General features: G+C 65.1%; 13 protein-coding genes. 5 read left to right on the top strand and 8 right to left on the bottom strand.

What is annotated here, in order from left to right; translation table 11 throughout:
- Positions 1-83: 83 nt before the first annotated feature.
- Positions 84-1,427, bottom strand: a complete 1,344-nt coding sequence (locus MJ777_RS01185) for a phenylacetate--CoA ligase family protein (protein WP_239372500.1) — start codon at positions 1,425-1,427, stop codon at positions 84-86.
- Positions 1,424-2,923: a DUF362 domain-containing protein gene (locus MJ777_RS01190; protein WP_239372507.1), complete on the bottom strand. Its 1,500-nt coding sequence runs from the start codon at positions 2,921-2,923 to the stop codon at positions 1,424-1,426. Before MJ777_RS01190 ends, MJ777_RS01185 begins: the two co-directional genes overlap by 4 nt.
- Positions 2,924-3,323: 400 nt before the next feature.
- Between MJ777_RS01190 and MJ777_RS01195 the strand changes: the two genes are divergently transcribed.
- Positions 3,324-4,517 (top strand): glycosyltransferase family 4 protein, encoded by a 1,194-nt coding sequence (locus MJ777_RS01195; protein WP_239346273.1) that lies wholly within the window; start codon positions 3,324-3,326, stop codon positions 4,515-4,517.
- 51 nt (positions 4,518-4,568) lie between these two features.
- Here MJ777_RS01195 and MJ777_RS01200 read toward each other — a convergent pair whose 3' ends face one another.
- Positions 4,569-5,588: a GDP-mannose 4,6-dehydratase gene (locus MJ777_RS01200; RefSeq protein WP_239346274.1), complete on the bottom strand. Its 1,020-nt coding sequence runs from the start codon at positions 5,586-5,588 to the stop codon at positions 4,569-4,571.
- A gap of 365 nt (positions 5,589-5,953) precedes the next feature.
- Here MJ777_RS01200 and MJ777_RS01205 point away from each other — a divergent pair, with 365 nt between their 5' ends.
- On the top strand, positions 5,954-6,757 hold the full coding sequence (locus MJ777_RS01205) for a bifunctional 2-polyprenyl-6-hydroxyphenol methylase/3-demethylubiquinol 3-O-methyltransferase UbiG (protein ID WP_239372509.1): 804 nt from the start codon (positions 5,954-5,956) through the stop codon (positions 6,755-6,757).
- Positions 6,757-8,034, top strand: coding sequence for a lipopolysaccharide biosynthesis protein (locus MJ777_RS01210; RefSeq protein WP_239372511.1), 1,278 nt, complete (start codon positions 6,757-6,759; stop codon positions 8,032-8,034). The genes MJ777_RS01205 and MJ777_RS01210 overlap by 1 nt, the downstream gene beginning before the upstream one ends.
- Before the next feature lie 354 nt (positions 8,035-8,388).
- Here the strand turns inward: MJ777_RS01210 and MJ777_RS01215 are convergent, their stop codons facing one another.
- The 3 genes from MJ777_RS01215 to MJ777_RS01225 all read right to left on the bottom strand — a co-directional run bounded on the left by MJ777_RS01215 (position 8,389) and on the right by MJ777_RS01225 (position 13,004).
- Positions 8,389-9,570: an RNA polymerase sigma factor gene (locus MJ777_RS01215; RefSeq protein WP_239330237.1), complete on the bottom strand. Its 1,182-nt coding sequence runs from the start codon at positions 9,568-9,570 to the stop codon at positions 8,389-8,391.
- Positions 9,571-9,610: 40 nt separating this feature from the next.
- Complete coding sequence (gene dnaG, locus MJ777_RS01220) at positions 9,611-11,500, bottom strand: DNA primase (protein ID WP_239372513.1); 1,890 nt, start codon at positions 11,498-11,500, stop codon at positions 9,611-9,613.
- 253 nt (positions 11,501-11,753) lie between these two features.
- Positions 11,754-13,004, bottom strand: a complete 1,251-nt coding sequence (locus MJ777_RS01225) for a deoxyguanosinetriphosphate triphosphohydrolase (RefSeq protein WP_239308371.1) — start codon at positions 13,002-13,004, stop codon at positions 11,754-11,756.
- 95 nt (positions 13,005-13,099) lie between these two features.
- On the opposite strand from MJ777_RS01225, the gene MJ777_RS01230 reads away from it, so the two are divergent.
- Both MJ777_RS01230 and MJ777_RS01235 read left to right on the top strand, forming a co-directional pair.
- Positions 13,100-13,255 carry a hypothetical protein gene (locus MJ777_RS01230; RefSeq protein WP_239308370.1) on the top strand — a complete coding sequence of 52 codons (156 nt, stop codon included), beginning with the start codon at positions 13,100-13,102 and terminating at the stop codon, positions 13,253-13,255.
- Between the two features lie 46 nt (positions 13,256-13,301).
- Positions 13,302-13,841, top strand: coding sequence for a PH domain-containing protein (locus MJ777_RS01235; RefSeq protein ID WP_308127769.1), 540 nt, complete (start codon positions 13,302-13,304; stop codon positions 13,839-13,841).
- A gap of 119 nt (positions 13,842-13,960) precedes the next feature.
- Here MJ777_RS01235 and MJ777_RS01240 read toward each other — a convergent pair whose 3' ends face one another.
- Positions 13,961-15,835 carry a transketolase gene (locus MJ777_RS01240; protein WP_239308368.1) on the bottom strand — a complete coding sequence of 625 codons (1,875 nt, stop codon included), beginning with the start codon at positions 15,833-15,835 and terminating at the stop codon, positions 13,961-13,963.
- 608 nt (positions 15,836-16,443) lie between these two features.
- A complete protein-coding gene (gene ppdK / locus MJ777_RS01245; RefSeq protein ID WP_239372515.1) occupies positions 16,444-19,143 on the bottom strand; it encodes a pyruvate, phosphate dikinase in 2,700 nt (899 codons plus the stop codon).
- Positions 19,144-19,381: the final 238 nt, after the last annotated feature.

Genomic DNA, 19,381 nt, shown 5'->3' on the forward strand with positions numbered 1-19,381 from the left:
CGCGCTCGCAAGATCCGGCTGACGCGGGCGCGGGATGTCGAAACATTCCTCGAAGCCGCTGCAGTCTGACCGAGCAGGCCGTGTCAGAGCGCATCACACTGGTCCTGAGCGGAAGCCGGTCGGTAGCGTTGATCCACCGTCACGGTCTTTCCCAGCCGGCTCACGAGCTCGTCCAAAGGGACAACGGTGACGGACACCGCGAGCCGGTCGCCGACCCGGTCCTGTAGCAGGCGGTGGGCCCGGGCCAGGTCGTTTGTTGCCGGTTGCCGGGCGGCGGCGACACGCAGCTCCACCTCGCCACGCCGTTCCTGCCGGAACTGGAACCTGTCGAAGACCGCGAATGCGCTGTCGTGGAAGTTCAAGGCAGCGGTGGAGATCGGTTCGTCATCGGCCCCGTAGACCAAGGACTGATCCCACCGGCCGCGAATTTCGGTCAGTACGGGGAACGGTGAACCACATACACACCGTGCGCCCTCAGAATCCGGTGATCGGAGTGTCCCCCCATCCTCGGTGTCGTAACGCACGAGGGGCATGGCGGTGTTTGTCATTCCGGTTCCGATGATCCGGCCAGCGACGATCTCGGCTACGCCATAGGTAGGCGTGACATGGTAGACGCCGACCCGGCGCGGGCACTCGCCTGCGAACACCACTTTCTCGCTCTGCCCGTACCAGCGCACCACCGGGGCACCGAAGACATCCCGCAAGAGCGGCAGCTGCCAGTCAAAGGCGCCCTCGCTGGCGAGTAGAACTGCCCGGATTCTGCTCAGTTCCGGGTACGGTCCGGTTCGTGCCACCCAACGCGCGAAGGGCGTCACAGCCGACGGATACCCCCAGATCGCCACCGGCCGGAAGTCCCGAATTCGATCCAGGAGCTCGGTGAACGTTCGATCAGACAAATGGAATGGCGAGACCAGGAACTGGTTGTACGTGGGCTGGAACAGGATGGGACGACCGGCGAAGCCTTCACCGAGGCTGCCACCCCGAAAAGTGATCTTCGGGTCGGTTGGCCGTACACCTACCCGACCCCACACGTACGCGATATGTGCCCATTCGGTGAAAAAGGACGGGTAGGATATTCTGAGATCGAGGGGCCGTCCGCCGGTGCCGCCGGTGGTGACTCGCCGAGCTGGCACTCCTGGATGGGCGAAGGATCCGACAACCTGACGAACCGCCTCCTTGGTCAGTATGGGAAGGTCATCAAGCGAACCGTGCAGGTATTCCGGGCGCGCCCGGTAGTAGGGCACCGATCGAAGCCATCTGTGTTGGAACCTGCTCAGCCGGGCCAACTGCCACTCCCGGACTTCGGCCGCGTCGGCCATTTCCAACCGGGCGAGCGTACGAAGGTGCGCCTGGACGAGTGGGCTGGTGTACGCAGCCGCGAATGCCGTGGCCGCGGCCCGTGATCCGAACAACGAGGTGGTCTTCATCGATGCACTGCCGTACGCGGCTCGTGTTCGATGTGCCCCTTCCAGGCGAAGTGTGGTTCGGCATGCAGAGTAACCTCGACCGGCAACGCCCCGAGACGGACGTTCCACGGATCATGATCGGAAACGACCTGGATCTCACGCCAGTTACCGGAGGCCAACGGAAGGCTTCGACACATGAACGCCTGGCGGACCACCGGCACCCGATCCGGGTCGAAGCCAAACAGGTAGGTGACAACCGCGTCAACGGCGGCGGGGGTCGTCCCGCAGGCGAGCAACCGGGAGGGAAGTGCATCCGGGTTCATCGGACCGTTACGATGACCCGCGATCACCCCATCCACAAGGACGATGTGTCGCCGGTCCGGGTCCGGGGTGTGAGCCACCGTGCCATCCGCACGGCCGTATTCCACGATCTTGTTCAGGTCCAGGCACATGCGCCACACCGTGTCGTTACCCCACCAGTTGCCGCTGCGCACGACGCTGTCGCCGTCCCCGAACACCTGGCTGCCGCCACGCCGAGCAACTCGCAATATGCCGCCACCCAGGCGAGGGGCGGCCAGCGCCACCCGTTGGAGCTTGGTCGCAACAGCCCGCTCAAGGGAGTGCCGGGTATTTCGACTGGGATGCTCGTCACCGCCGCTGTCGGGCCGACCCTCCGTATGATGCGGCAACCAGTTCTTGTCCGCGTTGACCCCGACGAGGTTTTTGAGCCCAAGCGTGATCCCAGCTTTCTTGTGACTTTTCAACTTCGGGAGGTTGACCACGAGGTCAGATCGCATCACAGTGCCGGACAGCAGGTACGCGTGCCGACCTCCACGGTGGTGAAAATTCACCACGCGGCTGTCATAATCAGCACCATAGTAGCGGCCGGTGCCACTGTGACCGACAAACTCGCTGGCCGCGGCGAGGTCGAAGGACATCTCGCCACCGGGATCACCCACCAGGCGGTGCCTGGCCACGACAACGTCATCGACCGTCGTCCATTCCTCCTTCCGTAGGTCGATCAGGTCCAACGTGAATCCGCGCTCCCGATAAAAACGCTGCAGGTCGTCCATGCCGAGTATGTGCATGATCGCGGAGAATGACGAATCAGTCTGTGGTGCGTCAGCGACGACCACCCGTCCAGTGGGCCCGACCGCGGTGAAGGCATAGTCGGCGACGGCCCGGACCACCGAGCCGTGCGTGAGTATGTAACGCCATCCACCGGAATCACGCGGATGGCGCTCCCGCACCAGATTTGGTTTGAGTACGACCGTTCCGCCCGGTCCGACAAAATCACCTAGTGGATTCCAGCGGGCCGTTTCCACGTACGCGGCGTCCATCCCGGCCAGTGCCAGTACCCGGCGGACCCCAGAGTACACCGGGTTCTTGCTGGGGCTGAGGTGATCGTGCGTGTACTCGGGATATGCCGTATCAGGGGAGAAGGGCGCCGCGTCCGGGTAGGAGGCGACCTCGGTGCGCGTTACCGATACCTGATACTGGGCAACATGTTCGGGCATTCCCTGCCTTCTTGGTAGGAGCGCCGGCCAAAGTACAATGACGGCTGCGGTAACGGTGCGTCGGATGTTTTGATCATCTATAGGATGGTAGGCGAGCGCCTGAAGTCGATCATTTGATGCACCTAGGGTAGCAGATGATTCACTGAAAGTGATAATCTTGCTGTGTCGGGCATGTTAAGGCTCGAGCGGTCTGATGGACCAAGAGAACCTGGCAGGTCATCCCGCCCTGCCCCAGCAGACCGTGCTCCGCTAGGGCAGGGGTTTTCTCGCCCCGCGCGTGGCTCTGCTTCGGGGCATGCACTGTTGATATTTATCTAATCTAGTAAAAGAATTATTGCCCTTCAAGGATCGTCGCGTCGGTGTTGCTGTTTCGAGATGTTCTTCGGGCACAATATGTGATGTGAAAAATCCTTTCCGTAGTGATCGATTGGCGGAACTGCCTGACCCGGCTGGCACCGTGCTGTTGCTCGCGCCTTCGCTTGGACTTGGTGGCGGTATCGAGCGGTACCTCTCCACCGTTGTCCGCGCACTCGAGGGGTCGGGCGCAAAGGTCCACAGGATCGATCTGCTCACTCCTGGGCACCACCCCACCCCGGCCGCCAAGGCGGTCTTCGTTGCTCGTGCGCTTGCTGTCGCTCGGCGCCACCGCCCTGTTGAGTGCCTGCTGATAGGGCATCCCGGTTTCATGCCGGTAGCTGTCCCGGTAACGGGTCTGGCCCGTCCGCGCCGGTCGTTCGTCGCGTTCTATGGCACAGACATCTGGGGTACTCCGTCGCTGCGTCGAACACTGCTCATGCGGCTGTCGGGGGCAAGCCCTCTGACGATCAGCAGCTTCAGTGCGGGTGCCTTATCGTCTCTTGGTCTCCCAGCGGTCCTCCCACCGGGGATCGATCCGCTGTGGCGACGGACTCTGCTGGAGGCCACCCGGCAGTCCAGCCCAGACCTCCCATCGACGGTACTATCCGTCTTTCGGCTTTCGGACTGGCGTGGAAAAGGCCTACCGGAGCTGGCCGGAGCCGTCGTGCAGGTTCGGGAGCGGCTTGGCGAAGTGCGCCTGATCGTGGCGGGGCAGGGACCGGCCCCAGCCGAGCTGGTCGAGTTGCTTGATCGCGTGCAAGCCGAGCTGCGGGTCTCACCGTCTGACGCTGAGCTCGCGGAGCTCTACGCAAAGGCGGGCCTGTTCGCCCTGTGTACCCGTACCCGAGTAGGGCATCCGTCCAGTGGTGAGGGCTTCGGCATCGTCCTGGTCGAGGCGCAGCTTGCGGGTTGCCCGGTCATCGCGCCATTCTCCGGCGGCTCGGCCGATGCCTATGTTGCCGGGCTGACCGGTTGGTCGCCGGTAGACGAGTCCACGCAGGCCCTGGCCGATCTGCTACTGAGGCTGTTGTCCGACCCTGTGCGTTGTGCCGCAGCCGGCCTACGCGCCCGGGAATGGGCGCGGACGGTAACTGAACCTGTGGCATATGCGGAGCAGGCGTGTCGACTTCTTCTGGGCGCCACGACGTCATCCGGCGCTGTGTCCGAATGTCGGCCGGTTTCGCACGTGCACAGCGCCGACGACGGGCAGGTCGCCGACTCGATCCCGCTGCGCTAACCGGGGGCGAGTCGGCAATCGAGGGGACTGGGAACAACTACGCTGATCGGGTCAGTGGCGGAACAGCCGATGATCCGCGTTGTCCGCCCGCTCGAGGTCATTGCGTTCGGCGGCAAGGTCAGCATCCACCATCATCTGGATGAGAGCCTTGAATCCAACGGCTGGTCGCCAGCCGAGCGCATCCCGCGCCTTGGCCGCGTCACCGACAAGCACATCCACCTCCGCCGGACGTAGGAATCGCGGGTCCTGGATGACGTATGCGCTCCAGTCATCGATGCCGACGTGGCCGAACGCCGTGTCGAGAAGCTCACGGATCGAGTGCGTCTCGCCGGTAGCGACAACGTAGTCCTCGGGGGCGTCGCGCTGGAGCATCCGCCACATGGCGTCGACGTAGTCGCCGGCAAAACCCCAGTCGCGGCGTGCGTCAAGATTGCCGAGTGTAATCTTTTCCTGTACGCCCAGCGCGATCCGTGCCACACCGCGACTGATTTTCCGGGTCACGAACTCCACGCCGCGCCGCGGGCTCTCATGATTGAAAAGAATACCGGACACGGCGTACGCGCCGTAGGATTCACGGTAGTTGACACTGATGTAGTGGCCAAAGGTCTTGGCAACCCCGTACGGCGAGCGCGGGTGGAACGGTGTGGTCTCGCGCTGCGGGGTCTCCCGCACCTTGCCAAACATTTCCGAGCTCGATGCCTGATAAAAGCGGATTCGATCCATTTCGTCCGAAGTGACTATCCGGATCGCCTCCAGCATGCGCAGGACGCCGATGCCGGTTGTCTCGCCGGTCAGTTCCGCCTGCCGCCACGACAGCCCGACGAACGAGATTGCGCCCAGATTGTAGACCTCGTCCGGTTGTGCGATTTCGACCGCTCCGATGAGGGATGGCAGGTCTGTCAGGTCTCCCTCCAGCAGCCGGATCCCCGGCAGCGCCTTCTCAACCATCGCGATCTTCGGATTCGATTGTCCGCGAACGAGGCCGAATACCTCGTATCCCTTGTCGCTCAGCAACTCACCCAGGTAGAGGCCGTCCTGGCCGGTGATGCCGGTGATCAGCGCGCGTGGCATGCGATGTCCTCCCTATTGCGACTCAAGGTGTACGGCATATTGCGCATCGTAGTTGCCTTACGTTATTTTCTACCGCCGCCACACTCAGGCAATCGCCGCCTGCTTTGGATCTACACGCTGACGCCGTGGTAGCAGGCAACCACTGCTACCCAGCGGGCCCAAAAACCGACATTCTGGCCGGCACGGGACCAAAATAATAGATGGCTGAAAATTCGAATATTCTTGAATATTTACATCTTCCGCGCGCTTGCTCGGCGTGTTGCCGCACGCGTGCTCTTCGGTGGAACCATAATGGCCTCGCGCTGCCCAGCGGTTCGCGCTGACCACCCACCGAAGAACGGGATGGAGCTGTTGTGCCGGTAAGCATGGAATCCGACTATCGAACCCGTATATACGCCCGGTACACCAGTGAGAAGCTTCCACACCTGCTTGACTCGACCGAGACCGACTATGAGCATTGGGCAGCTGCTTGCCGACGTCGCCTGCGTGGCTGGCTGCCGAGCAGCCGGGAAGCGCGTTGTCTCGACGTGGCCTGTGGCCACGGCAACCTCCTCTATCTTCTCCGGGAAGCCGGATACCACAACATCAGCGGGGTTGATGTAAGCCCCGAACAGGCTGCCGTGGCGCGAAAGGTCTGGCCCGACGTCAAGTGCGAGAATGTCCTGGACTACCTTTCCAGCCATGCTGAAAAATTTGACCTCATTACTGGTTTCGATATCATCGAACATCTCCACAAGACGGAGATCATTGAATTTCTTGACCTCGTGAGAAAGGCGTTGCGACCTGGCGGAACGGTCATACTCCAGACGCCGAACGCGGAGTCGCCCTGGGGCAGCATGCATCGATATCACGACTTCACCCATGAGACGGGCTTCGATCCAGCTAGTCTTGCCCACGTACTCCTGGTAGCTGGCCTCACGGAATTCGAGGTTCGTGCGTGTGGACCCTATGTCCACGGCGCGGCAAGCGCCGCGCGAGCGGCATTGTGGAAAATGATCAGCAGTGGTCTTGCTGTATGGAACCTCGCAGAAACAGGAAGCCGCGGAAGCGGTGTGTACACCCGCGTTTTCCTCGCGCGGGCCCAGCGTCCAGCAGAGCCCCTACCGCGGGGAACGAGATCAGAGGATGTCCTTCCGCGCATCGTCGGTCCCGCCGTCGTATTGGGCTGATGATCGGCGGAAAGGTTCTCGTGAAAGACCGGGAAAATCCTGGAAAACCGGATGAAGTATCCCGTTCCGCAACCCTGGACAGTCGGAATACAGACGCTTTGCTATTTGTGGCGCAACTTCTCGGCATAGCGACCGGGGTCACCACCGCCCGCCTTCTCGGGCCCAGCGGACGAGGAACAGTTGCAACATTCGCCGCGTGGGGGCAGTTCCTAGGATGGATCGGTGTTCTGTCTGTCGATAAAGCAATCGTCGTCATCGGAAAGGATATTCAGGCTGATCATGATCCGGCGCGTCTCCGACAACTCGCCGTACTGGCGGCCACCACTATGCGGCCAGCCACCGCCGTCGCATTGATCGCTGCCGGCATGCTGGGGATGGTTCTCTTCCCGATCCTTGTCCCCTTGTTTCTGATACTCGTCATGGTAACCACGCTGCAGGAGTTCCAGTACGGCCTTCTGATCGTGGCGAGAAATCACCGACGCTATCTGGGTGTCCGCCTGATCCAGCCGCTCCTTTATCTCATGCTCGTCGCTCTCCTGGCCGCCATACCCAAGGCTCTGGACCACGATGGCGAGATCATGGTGGTAGGCTGTCTCGTTTGCTCGTCGTTCATCTCTCTCTTCTTCGGCCCAGCCCTACCCAGACCGTGGACGAGGGCACGCCGCGCAGCGATTTCACAACGATTGTCACGCGTGGCATGGGAAATCCAGCTATGTACGGCTTTGCAGTACCTGAACAGCAGACTCGATCTTCTGCTCGCTCCGTTGCTGCTGACCCAAAATGAGGTTGGCTGGTACGCCGTGGGAGTCTCAGTCGGTCAGGTGCTCGGATTCCTGGGCACCGCAAATGCGCTCCGGGGCCTTGCGGGCCGCTCGTCGGGTATCGACGTCCACGGGGCCCTGGCGGTTGCTGCCGCTGCACTTGTTGGCTGCGCTCTCGCACCTACCGTGCTTCCGTTGGTCTTCGGTGCCGCCTATGCGCAGGCTGTGCCGGTGGCACAGGTGCTCCTTCTTGGCGGCGTTGCCGTCTTCTGCCTCCAGGGCTGCACATGGCGTCTGATCGGTGCCATGGGCCAGCGGGCGGCAGCCATTTCGCAGGGAGTCGGCGCCGTCAGCTTCGCTGTTGGCGTGGTATTTGAGCCGACGATGATCGGTCTCGCCTGGGCGAATGTACTGTCGACAATGGCTGCGCTCATAGTCGGGGAGGCGTTGTGGTACCGCCGCCTTCGTGCTGTCTCCGTTCCATCTCAAGAACTCGGCTCAGAAATTGTAACCTGAAGACCGAGAATTTTTGATCTTTCCTGGAAAATCCGCGAGTGGGTTATGACGGACCTCGATCTGGCGGTCACGTTTCCGGACGCCCTTCTGCGGAGGACCCTTACGTGCGTCCGAATGCGGATCAAAGCGGAACGATCAACGCTGACGATGACAAACACGGGGCAGCGCCCACCGCGTCGCCGCCCCCGACTGGCCCTCCGGGCCCTGGGGGCGCGCTCCCGCCCTCGCTGTCCACACGCGCGTAGCGGCCACGGCCGCGCAGATCCAGGTTGGCTGAGCCAACGCCAACGGACGACCGTTGGCGTGAAAAGCTGATCGTCCGAATCCTGAACCAACGGAGATTGAAGCCAGCTGCTACTCCAGGTAGTCGCGGAGTTTCTGGGAGCGGGACGGGTGGCGGAGCTTGGACAGTGTCTTCGACTCGATCTGCCGGATCCGTTCGCGGGTGACCCCGAACTCCCGGCCGACCTCCTCCAGCGTGCGCGGATGCCCGTCGGTCAGCCCGAAGCGCAGCTGAATGACCTTCTTCTCCCGGTCGGAGAGGGTGTGCAGGACCGAGTCAAGCTGCTCCTGCAACAGGATGAAGCTGGCCGCGTCCACCGGCACGACCGCGTCGCAGTCCTCGATGAAGTCACCGAGGTGGGAGTCCTCCTCCTCACCGATCGGAGTCTCCAGCGACACCGGCTCCTGGGAGACCTTGAGGATCTCACGCACCTTGTCGGGTGTGAGGTCCATCTCCTTGGCGATCTCCTCGGGGCTCGGCTCGCGCCCGAGGTCCTGCAGCAGCTGCCGCTGGATGCGGATCAGCTTGTTGATCGTCTCGACCATGTGCACCGGGATGCGGATGGTGCGGGCCTGGTCTGCGATAGCGCGGGTGATCGCCTGGCGGATCCACCAGGTGGCGTAGGTGGAGAACTTGTAGCCCTTGGTGTAGTCGAACTTCTCCACAGCGCGGATCAGACCGAGGTTGCCCTCCTGGATGAGATCCAGGAACAGCATGCCACGACCCACATAGCGCTTGGCGATCGACACGACAAGGCGCAGGTTCGCCTCTACAAGCTTACGCTTGGCAACCTGGCCATCACGTTCAATCGCCTCAAGATCACGACGCATCTGCGGAGAGGTCTTGCGGGTGGCTGCCGCGATCTTCTCGGAGGCAAACAGACCGGCCTCGATACGCTTGGCGAGGTCGACCTCCTCCTCCGCGGTCAGCAGCGGAACCTTGCCGATCTCCTTGAGATACATGCGTACCGGATCGGAGGTCGGCGCCTTGAGCGCCAGTTCCTCCTCCTCACGGCGACGCCGGGCGAGCAGGTCGGCCTCGTCGGCGTCCTCTCCACCCGCCTCGAGGATCTCGATGCCCTCGTCGTTGAGGACCTGCAGAACGGCGTCGGTCTGCTCCGGCGGCAGCTCGGCCGCCTGCAATGCGACCGTGACGTCCTCAGTGGTGAGGAAACCGATCTCCTTGCCCCTGGTGATGAGGTCCTTGACCTCGTCCACCTGGGCCTCGCGCGGTAGGACGGCTGGACTGCTCATGGGCGGAATCTCGTCACTTCCTTCTCGGGATCGACCCAGGTTACGCGGCACCCAGGCCCCGTTCCCGGAGTTGGCGCTTGTGCTGTTCCAAGGCGATCAGCTCACCATATGCGTGCTTGAACGTCTCGGCGTCGGTCACGGGGTTGAGCCGCTGCACACGCGACTTCAGCTCCGTGATACGACGGGTCACATGCAACTCCTGTATACGTGACAGCTGCTCATCGACGTACCTGTCGTCGACATCGCGGTCGCAGAACACGGCTTCGACGGCAAGCCCGGTGACCAACCGCCGGAGCTCATCGTCCCCGGCCGCCGTGGCCACCAGGGAAACCCAGCCCGCGACATCACCAGCCGCTGACAGCCCAGCGTATACACCACCGGCCGTCATCATGGCCGTACGGACAGCGCGATGCGCGGGAACCGTGAACAACTCGGCCGGCAACGTGTCGAAGGCGGGGCCGGCCAGGCCGGGATACTGGAGCGCGACCTTGAGCACCTCCCGTTCGACCGCCACGACCGCGTCATCCGCGGTGGCGTCGCGTGGGCGCAACAGCGCCGGGCGGGCGGAGCCGGCACGGGACGCGGCACCCCCGTTGACACGTGCGGAGTGCTCAGCGACCCGCCGCACCACGAACTCCTCGTCCAGAAAACCAAGCCAGTTGTCAAGGTTAACCGCATAACGGTGCCGCAGGCCCCGGTCTTTCAGCCTGTTAATCAGTGGTGCGGACGCGTCCAGCGCCGCCAGCCGCCCTTCGGTCGTGTCGAGGTTGAACTCGGCCAGCTTCCCGCGGATCGCGAACTCCACCAGCGGGAGACGGCCGGCGACAAGATCACGAACAGCCCCGTCGCCCCGCGCCATCCGCAGATCGCACGGGTCCAGCCCGGACGGTTCGACCGCCACAAAGGTCTGGGTGACGAACCGCTCCTCGAACTCGAAGGCACGGATGGCGGCCTTGCGGCCGGCCTCGTCACCGTCGAACGTGAACACGACCTCACCGCGGTGTTCGCTCTGGTCCATCAGCAGCCGCCGCAACACCGTCACGTGCTCACTGCCGAACGCGGTGCCGCAGGAGGCGACCGCGGTCGGCACGCCGGCGAGATGACAGGCCATCACGTCGGTGTAACCCTCGACGACCACAACCTGATACCGCCGCGCGATCTCACGCCGGGCGAGGTCCGCGCCATAGAGCAGGCTGGCCTTCTTGAACAGCGGGCTCTCAGGGGTGTTGAGGTACTTGGGCCCGGGATCGTCGGCGGCGAGCCGACGGGCGCCGAAGCCGACGACGTCTCCCGCGAGATCACGGATCGGCCACACCAGCCTTCGGTGAAACCTGTCGATCAGTCTCCCGCGGCTGCTCTGTTTCGCCAGGCCGCCGAGGACGAGCTCCGCGGCGGTGAAGTGCCGGCCCATGAGGTGACGGGTCAGGGTGTCCCAGCCCGCTGGCGCATAGCCGACGCCGAACCGCGACGCCGCTTCCTGATCGAAGCCCCGCGCCGCGAGAAACTCCCAGCCTTCACGGGCCTCAGTCGATGCCAGCCGCTCGGTGTAGAACTCCGCCGCCGCCCGGTGTGCGTCAAGGAGCCGCTGGCGCTGGCTGGTGACCACGCGGCCGGTCACCCCACCGCCTTCATAGCTGAGAGTAACCCCAGCACGGCGGGCCAGGCGTTCCACCGCCTCCGGGAACGACAGGGCATCGATCGCCCGGACAAACGCGATCACATCGCCGCCGACGCCGCACCCGAAACAGTGATAGGCACCGACCTGTGGACGAACATTGAACGACGGGGTCTTCTCATCGTGAAACGGGCACAGGCCGCGCAGCTGACCACTAGCGACGGGACGCAGCTGCACATAGTCACCGATGATGTCCGCAATCGGTGAGCGGTCACGCACGGCAGCGACGTCTGCGTCGCGGATGCGTCCGGCCACACGTCCCTCCCTGCATCCCGGGCGGGGTACCGGCGTCACACCGGGGCCGCCGCCCCTCAGCTGATGCCACCGGCTTGCCACCGCCCCCGCGGGTCCGCCCTTTCCCCCGTGATGATACTTGTCAGCGCGCCAGAGTGCCGATCTTCCAAGCACGCGGTGCGCAAACAGCAACGGTCATCTCCGCCGGGTACGGCAACGCGGGCCAGGAGCCGCGTCACGGGGCCGGCCGTCACCAGGGCGGCACCACCTGCTGTCACAGGGTCACCGGCCAGGAACGGCCAGTCAGCTGAGCGTGCCGCCGGACGGCGCTCGCGTCCGTCAGACGGGCCACCTGGTCGACGACGACCCGCAGGCGAGCGGCGTCATCGGCGGCGGCGGACCAGGCCGGGCGCAGCAGCGGGTCGAGTGCCTCCGGCGCCCGCACGACGAGCAGCGCGAGCAGCTCCGCGATGACCTCGCGCTGCCGCCGCTGCCGGTCATGCGCGTCGCGGCGGTCCATGACGAAGCGCGCGGTCACCCCTTTGAGCAGGCAGCACTCGGCGACCGTCGTGGCGGGCAGGATCAGGTCCGCGTGGTAGCGGCGGAGCGCACGCTCGCCGTGCAGCCGGCGGGTGGCCGCGACCGCGGCGACGCACAGCCGCGCGATCAGCTCGCTGGTCATCGTCCGCACCGCGCGCAGCGCCGCCGGCGTGCTCACCGGGCCCGCGACCCACCAGGGCTGCCGCCGCAGGCGCTCCAAGGCCTCGTCAAGCGCGGCCTCGGGCGCCGCGGGATAGCGGGCCGCGGTCGAGGCCACGAGATCGGCCCGCTGCCCGGGATCCGCCAGCCGGCCCAGGTCGATCAGACCCGCGACGACACCGTCCTCCAGATCGTGCGCGCTGTACGCAACGTCATCGGCCCAGTCCATGAGCTGCGCCTCCATGCATCGCCGGCCAGCTGGCGCGCCGTCGCGGACCCAGTTGAAAATCGCCATGTCGTCGGCGTAGACACCGAACTTGGGCGTATCGCCCCGCTTCGGCCACGGGTATTTCAGGGCCGCGTCGAGGGTGGCGCGGGTGAGGTTGAGCCCGGCTTCGCGCCCGTGCACATCCACGATCTTGACCTCGAGACGGGTGAGCTCACGCAGGCTCTGGGCGTTGCCCTCGAAACCCCCACAGGCACGGGCAGCGGCGTCAAGCGCGGCCTCGCCGTTGTGACCGAACGGAGGATGCCCGATGTCATGCGCGAGGCAGGCGGCGTCGACCAGGTCCGGATCCGCGCCGAGAGAACGGGCCAGTCCCCGGCCGACCTGCGCGGTCTCCAGCGAATGGGTGAGCCGGGTACGCGGGAAGTCGTCGTCGAGCGGGCCGACGACCTGTGTCTTGCCGGCCAGCCGGCGCAGTGCGCTGGAGTGCAGGACACGCGCGCGGTCCCGCTCGAACCAGGTTCGATCGTCGGGTGTACTCTTCTGACGCTCCTCGCCCCAACGGACCACGTCGGACGCTTCGTACCACTCACCGGCCACGGCGCCGAGCGTATAGGCACGATTTCCACACGTCCGGGGTGCGAAGCGGCGATACTTTGTGGTCAGCCGTCCCAACTTCGGCCCGGAGGCCCGCCGTGGACAAGATCGTCAGATACGGTCTCATCGCGTTTGTCATCTTTTTCGTTGTCACCGCCCCTGAAAGTGCGGCGAGCATCATCAATCGAGCTATCGACGGCCTACAATCTGCTGGACACGGCTTGTCCAACTTCGTGACCGACACAGTTCTGTGACACGGCGCGAACTGCCGGTGCAATCCAGGAGACGGTGGCGGCGACCTTGGTGAGAATCAGGATTCCCGACCCCACTGCCAGGGACGACAAGTACCTCGCCACCCGTGAGCGGCTGGTCATGATGGTCCGCATGCACTGGGCCATCATGCTGCCCATCTTCTTGCAGACGCTGGGCTCCATCGTGCTCGCGGTCCTGCTCACGGTCCTGCTCGACGGGCTGAAAGTCGGCGGGGGCATCGCCTCACTCCCCTGGTGGTTCGCCCTCTTCATGATCTTGCGCATGTTGTGGCGGGTCGCCGACTGGCATGTCGACCACCTGATGATCACTGACAAACGCCTCATGAAGGTCTCGGGCATCTTTTTCCGCAAGGTGCAGACCATGCCGCTGGAAAAAGTGACAGATCTCACCTACAACCGAGACCCAATGGGTCGGCTTCTCGGGTACGGCGAGTTCATCGTTGAATCGGCCGGGCAGGACCAGGCCCTGTCAAAAATCCAGTTTCTGCCCCGGCCGGACCGGCTCTACCTGACGATGTGCGACATGATGTTCGGTGGAGCGCCGGCTCCCAGCAGCTCCGACGACTGACCAGGCAGTACAGGACGAACGAGGCTCCCCCGCTACCTGGATACCGGTAGCGGGGGAGCCTCGTGGTGCTCCAACGCGCCGCGGTGCCGTCGGGAAGACCCAGCGCTGTGGAGTGGAGATCAGCGCAGCAGCGCGCGGGCCGCCGCCGCGATGTGGCTCGCCGAGATTCCCGCCGCGTCCAGCAGCTCGGTCGGTGTGCCCGACCCCGGTAGTTCGCGAACAGCCAGATGGCGCAGACGCACCGGCACATCGGCCGCGGCGAGCGTCTCCAGCACCGCGCTGCCGAGGCCGCCCTCGGGGTAGTGATCCTCGACCACCACGAACCGGCCGTCGGTCGCCCGCGCGGCGGCCACCAGAGCAGCCTCGTCCACCGGCTTGACCGAGTAGAGGTCGATCACCCGTGCTGGGACGCCCTCGCCCGCGAGCATGTCCGCGGCCTCCAGGCAATGGTGCAGGGTGACTCCCGCGCCGATCAGGGTGACGGCATCCGCGTCCGACTGGCGCTGGATCTTCGAACCTCCGACGGTGAAGGACTCGCCCGCCCCGTAGAGCACCGGATAGGCGCCACGAGTCGTACGCAGGTAGCTGACTCCGTCCACATCCGCCATGATCTCAACGAGCTTGGCGGCGCTGGTCGCGTCACTCGGGTACAGCACGGTCGAACCGTGCACCGCCCGCATCATCGCGAGGTCCTCCAGCGCCATCTGCGACGGACCGTCCGCACCGATCTCCACACCCGCGTGCGATCCCGCCAGCCGGATGTTCGCCTGCGAGATCGCGGCCATCCGGATGAAGTCATAGGCGCGCGAGAAGAACGCGGCGAACGTGGAAGCGAATGGAATGTAACCACGTACCGACAGCCCCACCGCCGTGGCGACAAGTTGCTGCTCAGCGATGAACATCTCGAAGAACCGGTCCGGGTGGACCTTGGCGAAGTCCTCGGCATGGGTGGAGTTGCTGACCTCGGCGTCCAGGGCGACCACCGCTGGCCGCGCGCCGAGCGCGGCGAGCGCCTCGCCGTATGCCTTCCGGGGAGCGACCTTCGCGCCGAGAGGGTAGACCGGCAGCTCAACAGCGACCGGCGCGGGTTGCGCCGGCCGCCGGATGGACGCCGACGGCACCGGCCCCCGCACGCGCAGGTTGCGTTCGCCACCGAGTGCGGCGATCGCGCGCTCGGCCATATCGGGCGGCAGGGCCTTGCCGTGCCATCCGTCGGCATCGACGATCTCCGAAAAACCCTCCCCCTTGCGAGTGCGGGCGAACACGACCACCGGCCGGTCGGATTCGGCGGCCTCGGTCAGGACCTTGTCAATCGCGGCGATGTCATGCCCGTCGACGGTGAGCGCCTGGCAGCCGAACGCCTCAGCCCGGCGGGCGTAGGCATCAAGATCCCAGCCGAGCTCGGTCGAACCGCGCTGGCCGAGACGGTTGACATCCACGACCGCTGTCAGATTCGACAGCTGGTAGTAGGCCGCCTTGTCCAAGGCCTCCCAGATCGAGCCCTCAGCCATCTCGCTGTCGCCGCACAGCACCCACACCCGATAGGGAAGCCGGTCAAGAAGCCGGCCGGCGAGTGCCACCCCGACCGCGTCCGGCAGGCCCTGCCCGAGCGAGCCGGTTGCCACGTCAACCCATGGCAGGATCGGCGTCGGGTGGCCCTGCAGGCGGTGACCGAAACGGCGGTATCCGGTCATCAGCTCGTGATCAGAGACCACGCCGACAGCCTTGAACATCGCGTACAGCAGCGGGGATGCGTGCCCTTTGGAGAAAATCAGGTGATCGTTGGCCGGATCGTCCGGCTTGTCCCAGTCATACCGCAGGTGCCGGCCGAGCAGAACCGCCATCACATCCGCGGCTGACATCGACGATGTCGGGTGGCCCGAACCGGCGGATGTCGACGATCGGACCGAGTCGACCCGCAGCTGCTGAGCCAGTTCCCGGATCTGATCAAAATCGGTCGGGTCAATCACGACCTCGGATACGGGAGTTACCACGCCAGCCTCCTAATACGCCTGCGTATCTGTGTATGGGTAGCTGCCGTGCACAGCAGTCCGGCACACCTGACTACATATCCGTGGCTGACCACATGTCATGACTACCTGTCGCGGGCGAGAGTAATCAAGGACAGGCCCGGCTGGCCAGGTCGCAGTCACGATCTGTCGCAGTCACGATGTGTCGTACGTGAGTCCCCGCCACCCCGGCTGGTCGGCTGTTCCTCGACAGCCAGGGCCCTACCCCAGGTCCCACCGCCCCGAACGGTATCAGCGACAGAAGTTCACGACGGTGACGAACAGGCACTCTGCGCGGGACGTTCGCGGAGCGGGGAGTACCTTCGTCCCGGCTGGGCCACGCCTGGTAAGAGCGCCTGGCAACAGGCGTATGGATCAAGAAGCAAGGCTGGTGCGTGGGCAACGCACAGCGACGCGGGCAGTCACCGGAGGTGCTGGATGGCGACCGGCAAGCCGGGGTACCCATCCATCGCGCGGCGATGGATGGGAGCGATGACGCGAGCCGCGTGCCCCCCAGCCCCGCGACGCCGCGTCCCCTGTTGCCGGTCGCCGGTCGCCGGTCGCCGGTCGCTCTAAGATCCTGTGGACACGCCCTACCTGGCTTCCGTCTGTTCGGCACGGTCGAGGATGGCGGCCCGGCCGGCTTCCAGCCGAGCGATCGGCACCCGGAATGGCGAACACGAAACGTAGTCAAGACCGACCTGATGGAAGAAGTGCACCGAGTCGGGGTCTCCGCCATGCTCGCCACAGACGCCCAGCTTGATCTTCGGCTGGGCTGCGCGCCCCGCCTCGACCGCGATACGCACAAGCTGGCCGACTCCATCACGGTCCAGCGACTCGAACGGGGAGACGCCGAAGATCCCCAGGTCGAGGTAGCGGGAGAAGAAGGAGGACTCCACGTCGTCCCGGGAGAAGCCCCAGCCCATCTGGGTGAGATCGTTCGTGCCGAACGAGAAGAACTGGGCAGCCTCGGCGATCTGGCCCGCGGTCAGCGCGGCCCTCGGCACTTCGATCATCGTTCCGATCAATGCGGGAACGTCGACCCCGGTCTCGGCCGCAACCGTCCGCAGTACCTGTTCGGCCTGCTCACGAACGACCTCCAGCTCCTGGACCGTGGCCACCAGCGGCACCATGATCTCTGGGCGTGGATCTCCGCCAGCCTGGCGGCAGCGCACGGCCGCCTCGGCGATCGCTCGCACCTGCAAGGCGAACAGGCCCGGGATCAGCAGCCCCAGCCGCACCCCGCGCAGGCCCAGCATCGGATTCTGTTCGTGCAGCCGGCGGACCGCGGCCAGCAGCGAGGCATCACCGTCCGTCACTGGCTGGCCGGTAGCGGCGGCAACGCCCAGCCGTACTGAAAGCTCGGTGAGATCCGGGAGGAACTCGTGCAGTGGGGGGTCGATCAGGCGGACCGTGACGGGCAGCCCGTCCATCGCCGTGAAGATCGCGACGAAATCGTCCCGCTGGAGCGGGAGGAGCTCGAGCAGGGCGGCCTGTCTGGCCTCGTCGTCATCGGCGAGGATGAGCCGCTCGACCAGCTGCCTGCGCTCGCCCAGGAACATGTGTTCCGTTCGGCACAGCCCGATGCCTGCCGCGCCGAACCGGCGGGCCCGGTCGGCGTCGTCAGCGGTGTCGGCGTTGGCGCGCACGCCGAGCCGGCGGGCTTCGTCGGCATGGGTGATGATCCGGTGCACGGCGTCGACCAGCGGGTCGCTCCCGTCCGCCAGCAACGTCCCTTCGAAGTACTGGACGACCGGCGAGGGCACCACCGGCACCTCGCCGAGGTAGACGGCGCCGGAAGACCCGTCAATCGAGATCACGTCCCCCTCGCCGATGACGACGCCGCCCGGCGCGACCGCCCGGCGGGCCCGGGTGTCGACATCGATCTCCTCTGCCCCGCACACACAGGTCCTGCCCATACCGCGGGCGACCACGGCGGCGTGTGAAGTCTTTCCACCGCGCGATGTCAGCACACCCTGCGCGGCGATCATGCCGTCCAGGTCGTCGGGGGTGGTCTCCCGGCGCACCAGAATCACCGGTGTCCCGGCGGCCGCGAGCTCCACGGCCCGGTGCGAATCGAAGACGACCTGACCGACGGCCGCGCCGGGCGAGGCGTTCATGCCCTGGGCGATTTTCTCGACCGATCCGGCCAGCCCGAAGCGGGGGAACATCAGCTGGGCGAGCTGGGCGCCGGTGACCCGGGTCACCGCCTCGTCCATGCTGATCAGGCCCTGGTCCACAAGCTGGGTCGCGATCCGGAAGGCGGCGCCCGCGGTACGCTTGCCCACCCTTGTCTGCAACATCCACAGCTTGTTGCGCTCGACGGTGAACTCGATGTCGCACAGGTCCCGGTAGTGCTGTTCCAGGGTCGTCATTATCGCGAGCAGCTGCGCGTAGGCCGGTGGGTCGATGGACTCCAACGCCGTGAGCGGCAGGGTGTTGCGAATGCCCGCGACGACGTCCTCGCCCTGGGCATTCTGTAGGTAGTCGCCGTAGCTGCCCTGTTCACCGTTGCCCGGATCCCGGGTGAAAGCCACCCCGGTACCCGAGTCCATGCCCAGGTTGCCGAACACCATGGCAACAATGTTGACCGCGGTGCCGAGATCCGCCGGAATACGCTCCTGCCGGCGGTAGAGCCGGGCGCGCCCGCCGTTCCAGGAGTCGAAGACCGCGCGGATGGCGGAATCCAGCTGTTCCCGGGGATCCTGCGGGAAGTCCCGGCCGGTCTGGTCCCGAATTATCGTCTTGAAGGTCTCGGCCAGTCCCCGCAGGTCGGTTTCGTCGAGATCGAGATCGCTGGTGGTCGCCCGTGCCTTCTTCGCCGCGTCCAGGGCCTGGTCAAACAGCTCGCCATCCACGCCGAGGACCGTCTGGCCGAACATCGCCAGCAGGCGACGGTAGGAGTCCCAGGCGAAACGCTGCGAACCCGACTGCTTGGCGAGGCCCGCGACCGAGGCGTCCGACAGCCCGATGTTGAGAACGGTGTCCATCATCCCCGGCATCGAGAACTTCGCGCCTGACCGCACCGACACCAGCAACGGGTCGTCCGCCTGCCCCAGGCTCTTTCCCATCGCCTGTTCGAGGGAATGCAGATGCGCACTCACCTCGTCACGCAACGCATCGGGCTCTCTGCCATGCGCAAGATATTCGCGACACGCCTCGGTCGTGATCGTGAAACCGGGCGGGACGGGAAGGCCCATCTTCGTCATCTCGGCAAGATTGGCTCCCTTGCCACCAAGAAGATCCTTCAGCTCCTTGTTTCCCTGGTGGAAGTCGTACACGTAGATGACCATGGCTGCCCTCTCGTCTCCCGCCCCACGAACGTCCCCGCGGACCGCCGCCAAATCGACCGTGGCACGCCGCCCCGGCCCGCGTCAGGCCGCCGAAGGATCCGCGGCAGCCATCCCGACTTGTCGCCCAGTGGTTCGTCCGGTTGGCCCTGTAGTGGCACAGGAGGTTACCGCCCTACGCCGTCACAAGAGATGTTTAGCGAAACACTTCATCCAGTCGATATATTACTGTCAGCAACAA

It is taken from the genome of Protofrankia sp. Cj5, from assembly GCF_917627405.1.
Classification (GTDB): domain Bacteria; phylum Actinomycetota; class Actinomycetes; order Frankiales; family Frankiaceae; genus Protofrankia.

What these genes read in the sequence shown, in the direction of transcription:
- MJ777_RS01215 (WP_239330237.1), bottom strand. Translation starts at nt 9,570, where the DNA reads ATGAGCAGTCCAGCCGTCCTACCGCGCGAGGCCCAGGTGGACGAGGTC.
- MJ777_RS01205 (WP_239372509.1), top strand. Translation starts at nt 5,954, where the DNA reads ATGGAATCCGACTATCGAACCCGTATATACGCCCGGTACACCAGTGAG.
- MJ777_RS01210 (WP_239372511.1), top strand. Translation starts at nt 6,757, where the DNA reads ATGATCGGCGGAAAGGTTCTCGTGAAAGACCGGGAAAATCCTGGAAAA.
- MJ777_RS01185 (WP_239372500.1), bottom strand. Translation starts at nt 1,427, where the DNA reads ATGAAGACCACCTCGTTGTTCGGATCACGGGCCGCGGCCACGGCATTC.
- ppdK (WP_239372515.1), bottom strand. Translation starts at nt 19,143, where the DNA reads ATGGTCATCTACGTGTACGACTTCCACCAGGGAAACAAGGAGCTGAAG.
- MJ777_RS01200 (WP_239346274.1), bottom strand. Translation starts at nt 5,588, where the DNA reads ATGCCACGCGCGCTGATCACCGGCATCACCGGCCAGGACGGCCTCTAC.
- MJ777_RS01190 (WP_239372507.1), bottom strand. Translation starts at nt 2,923, where the DNA reads ATGCCCGAACATGTTGCCCAGTATCAGGTATCGGTAACGCGCACCGAG.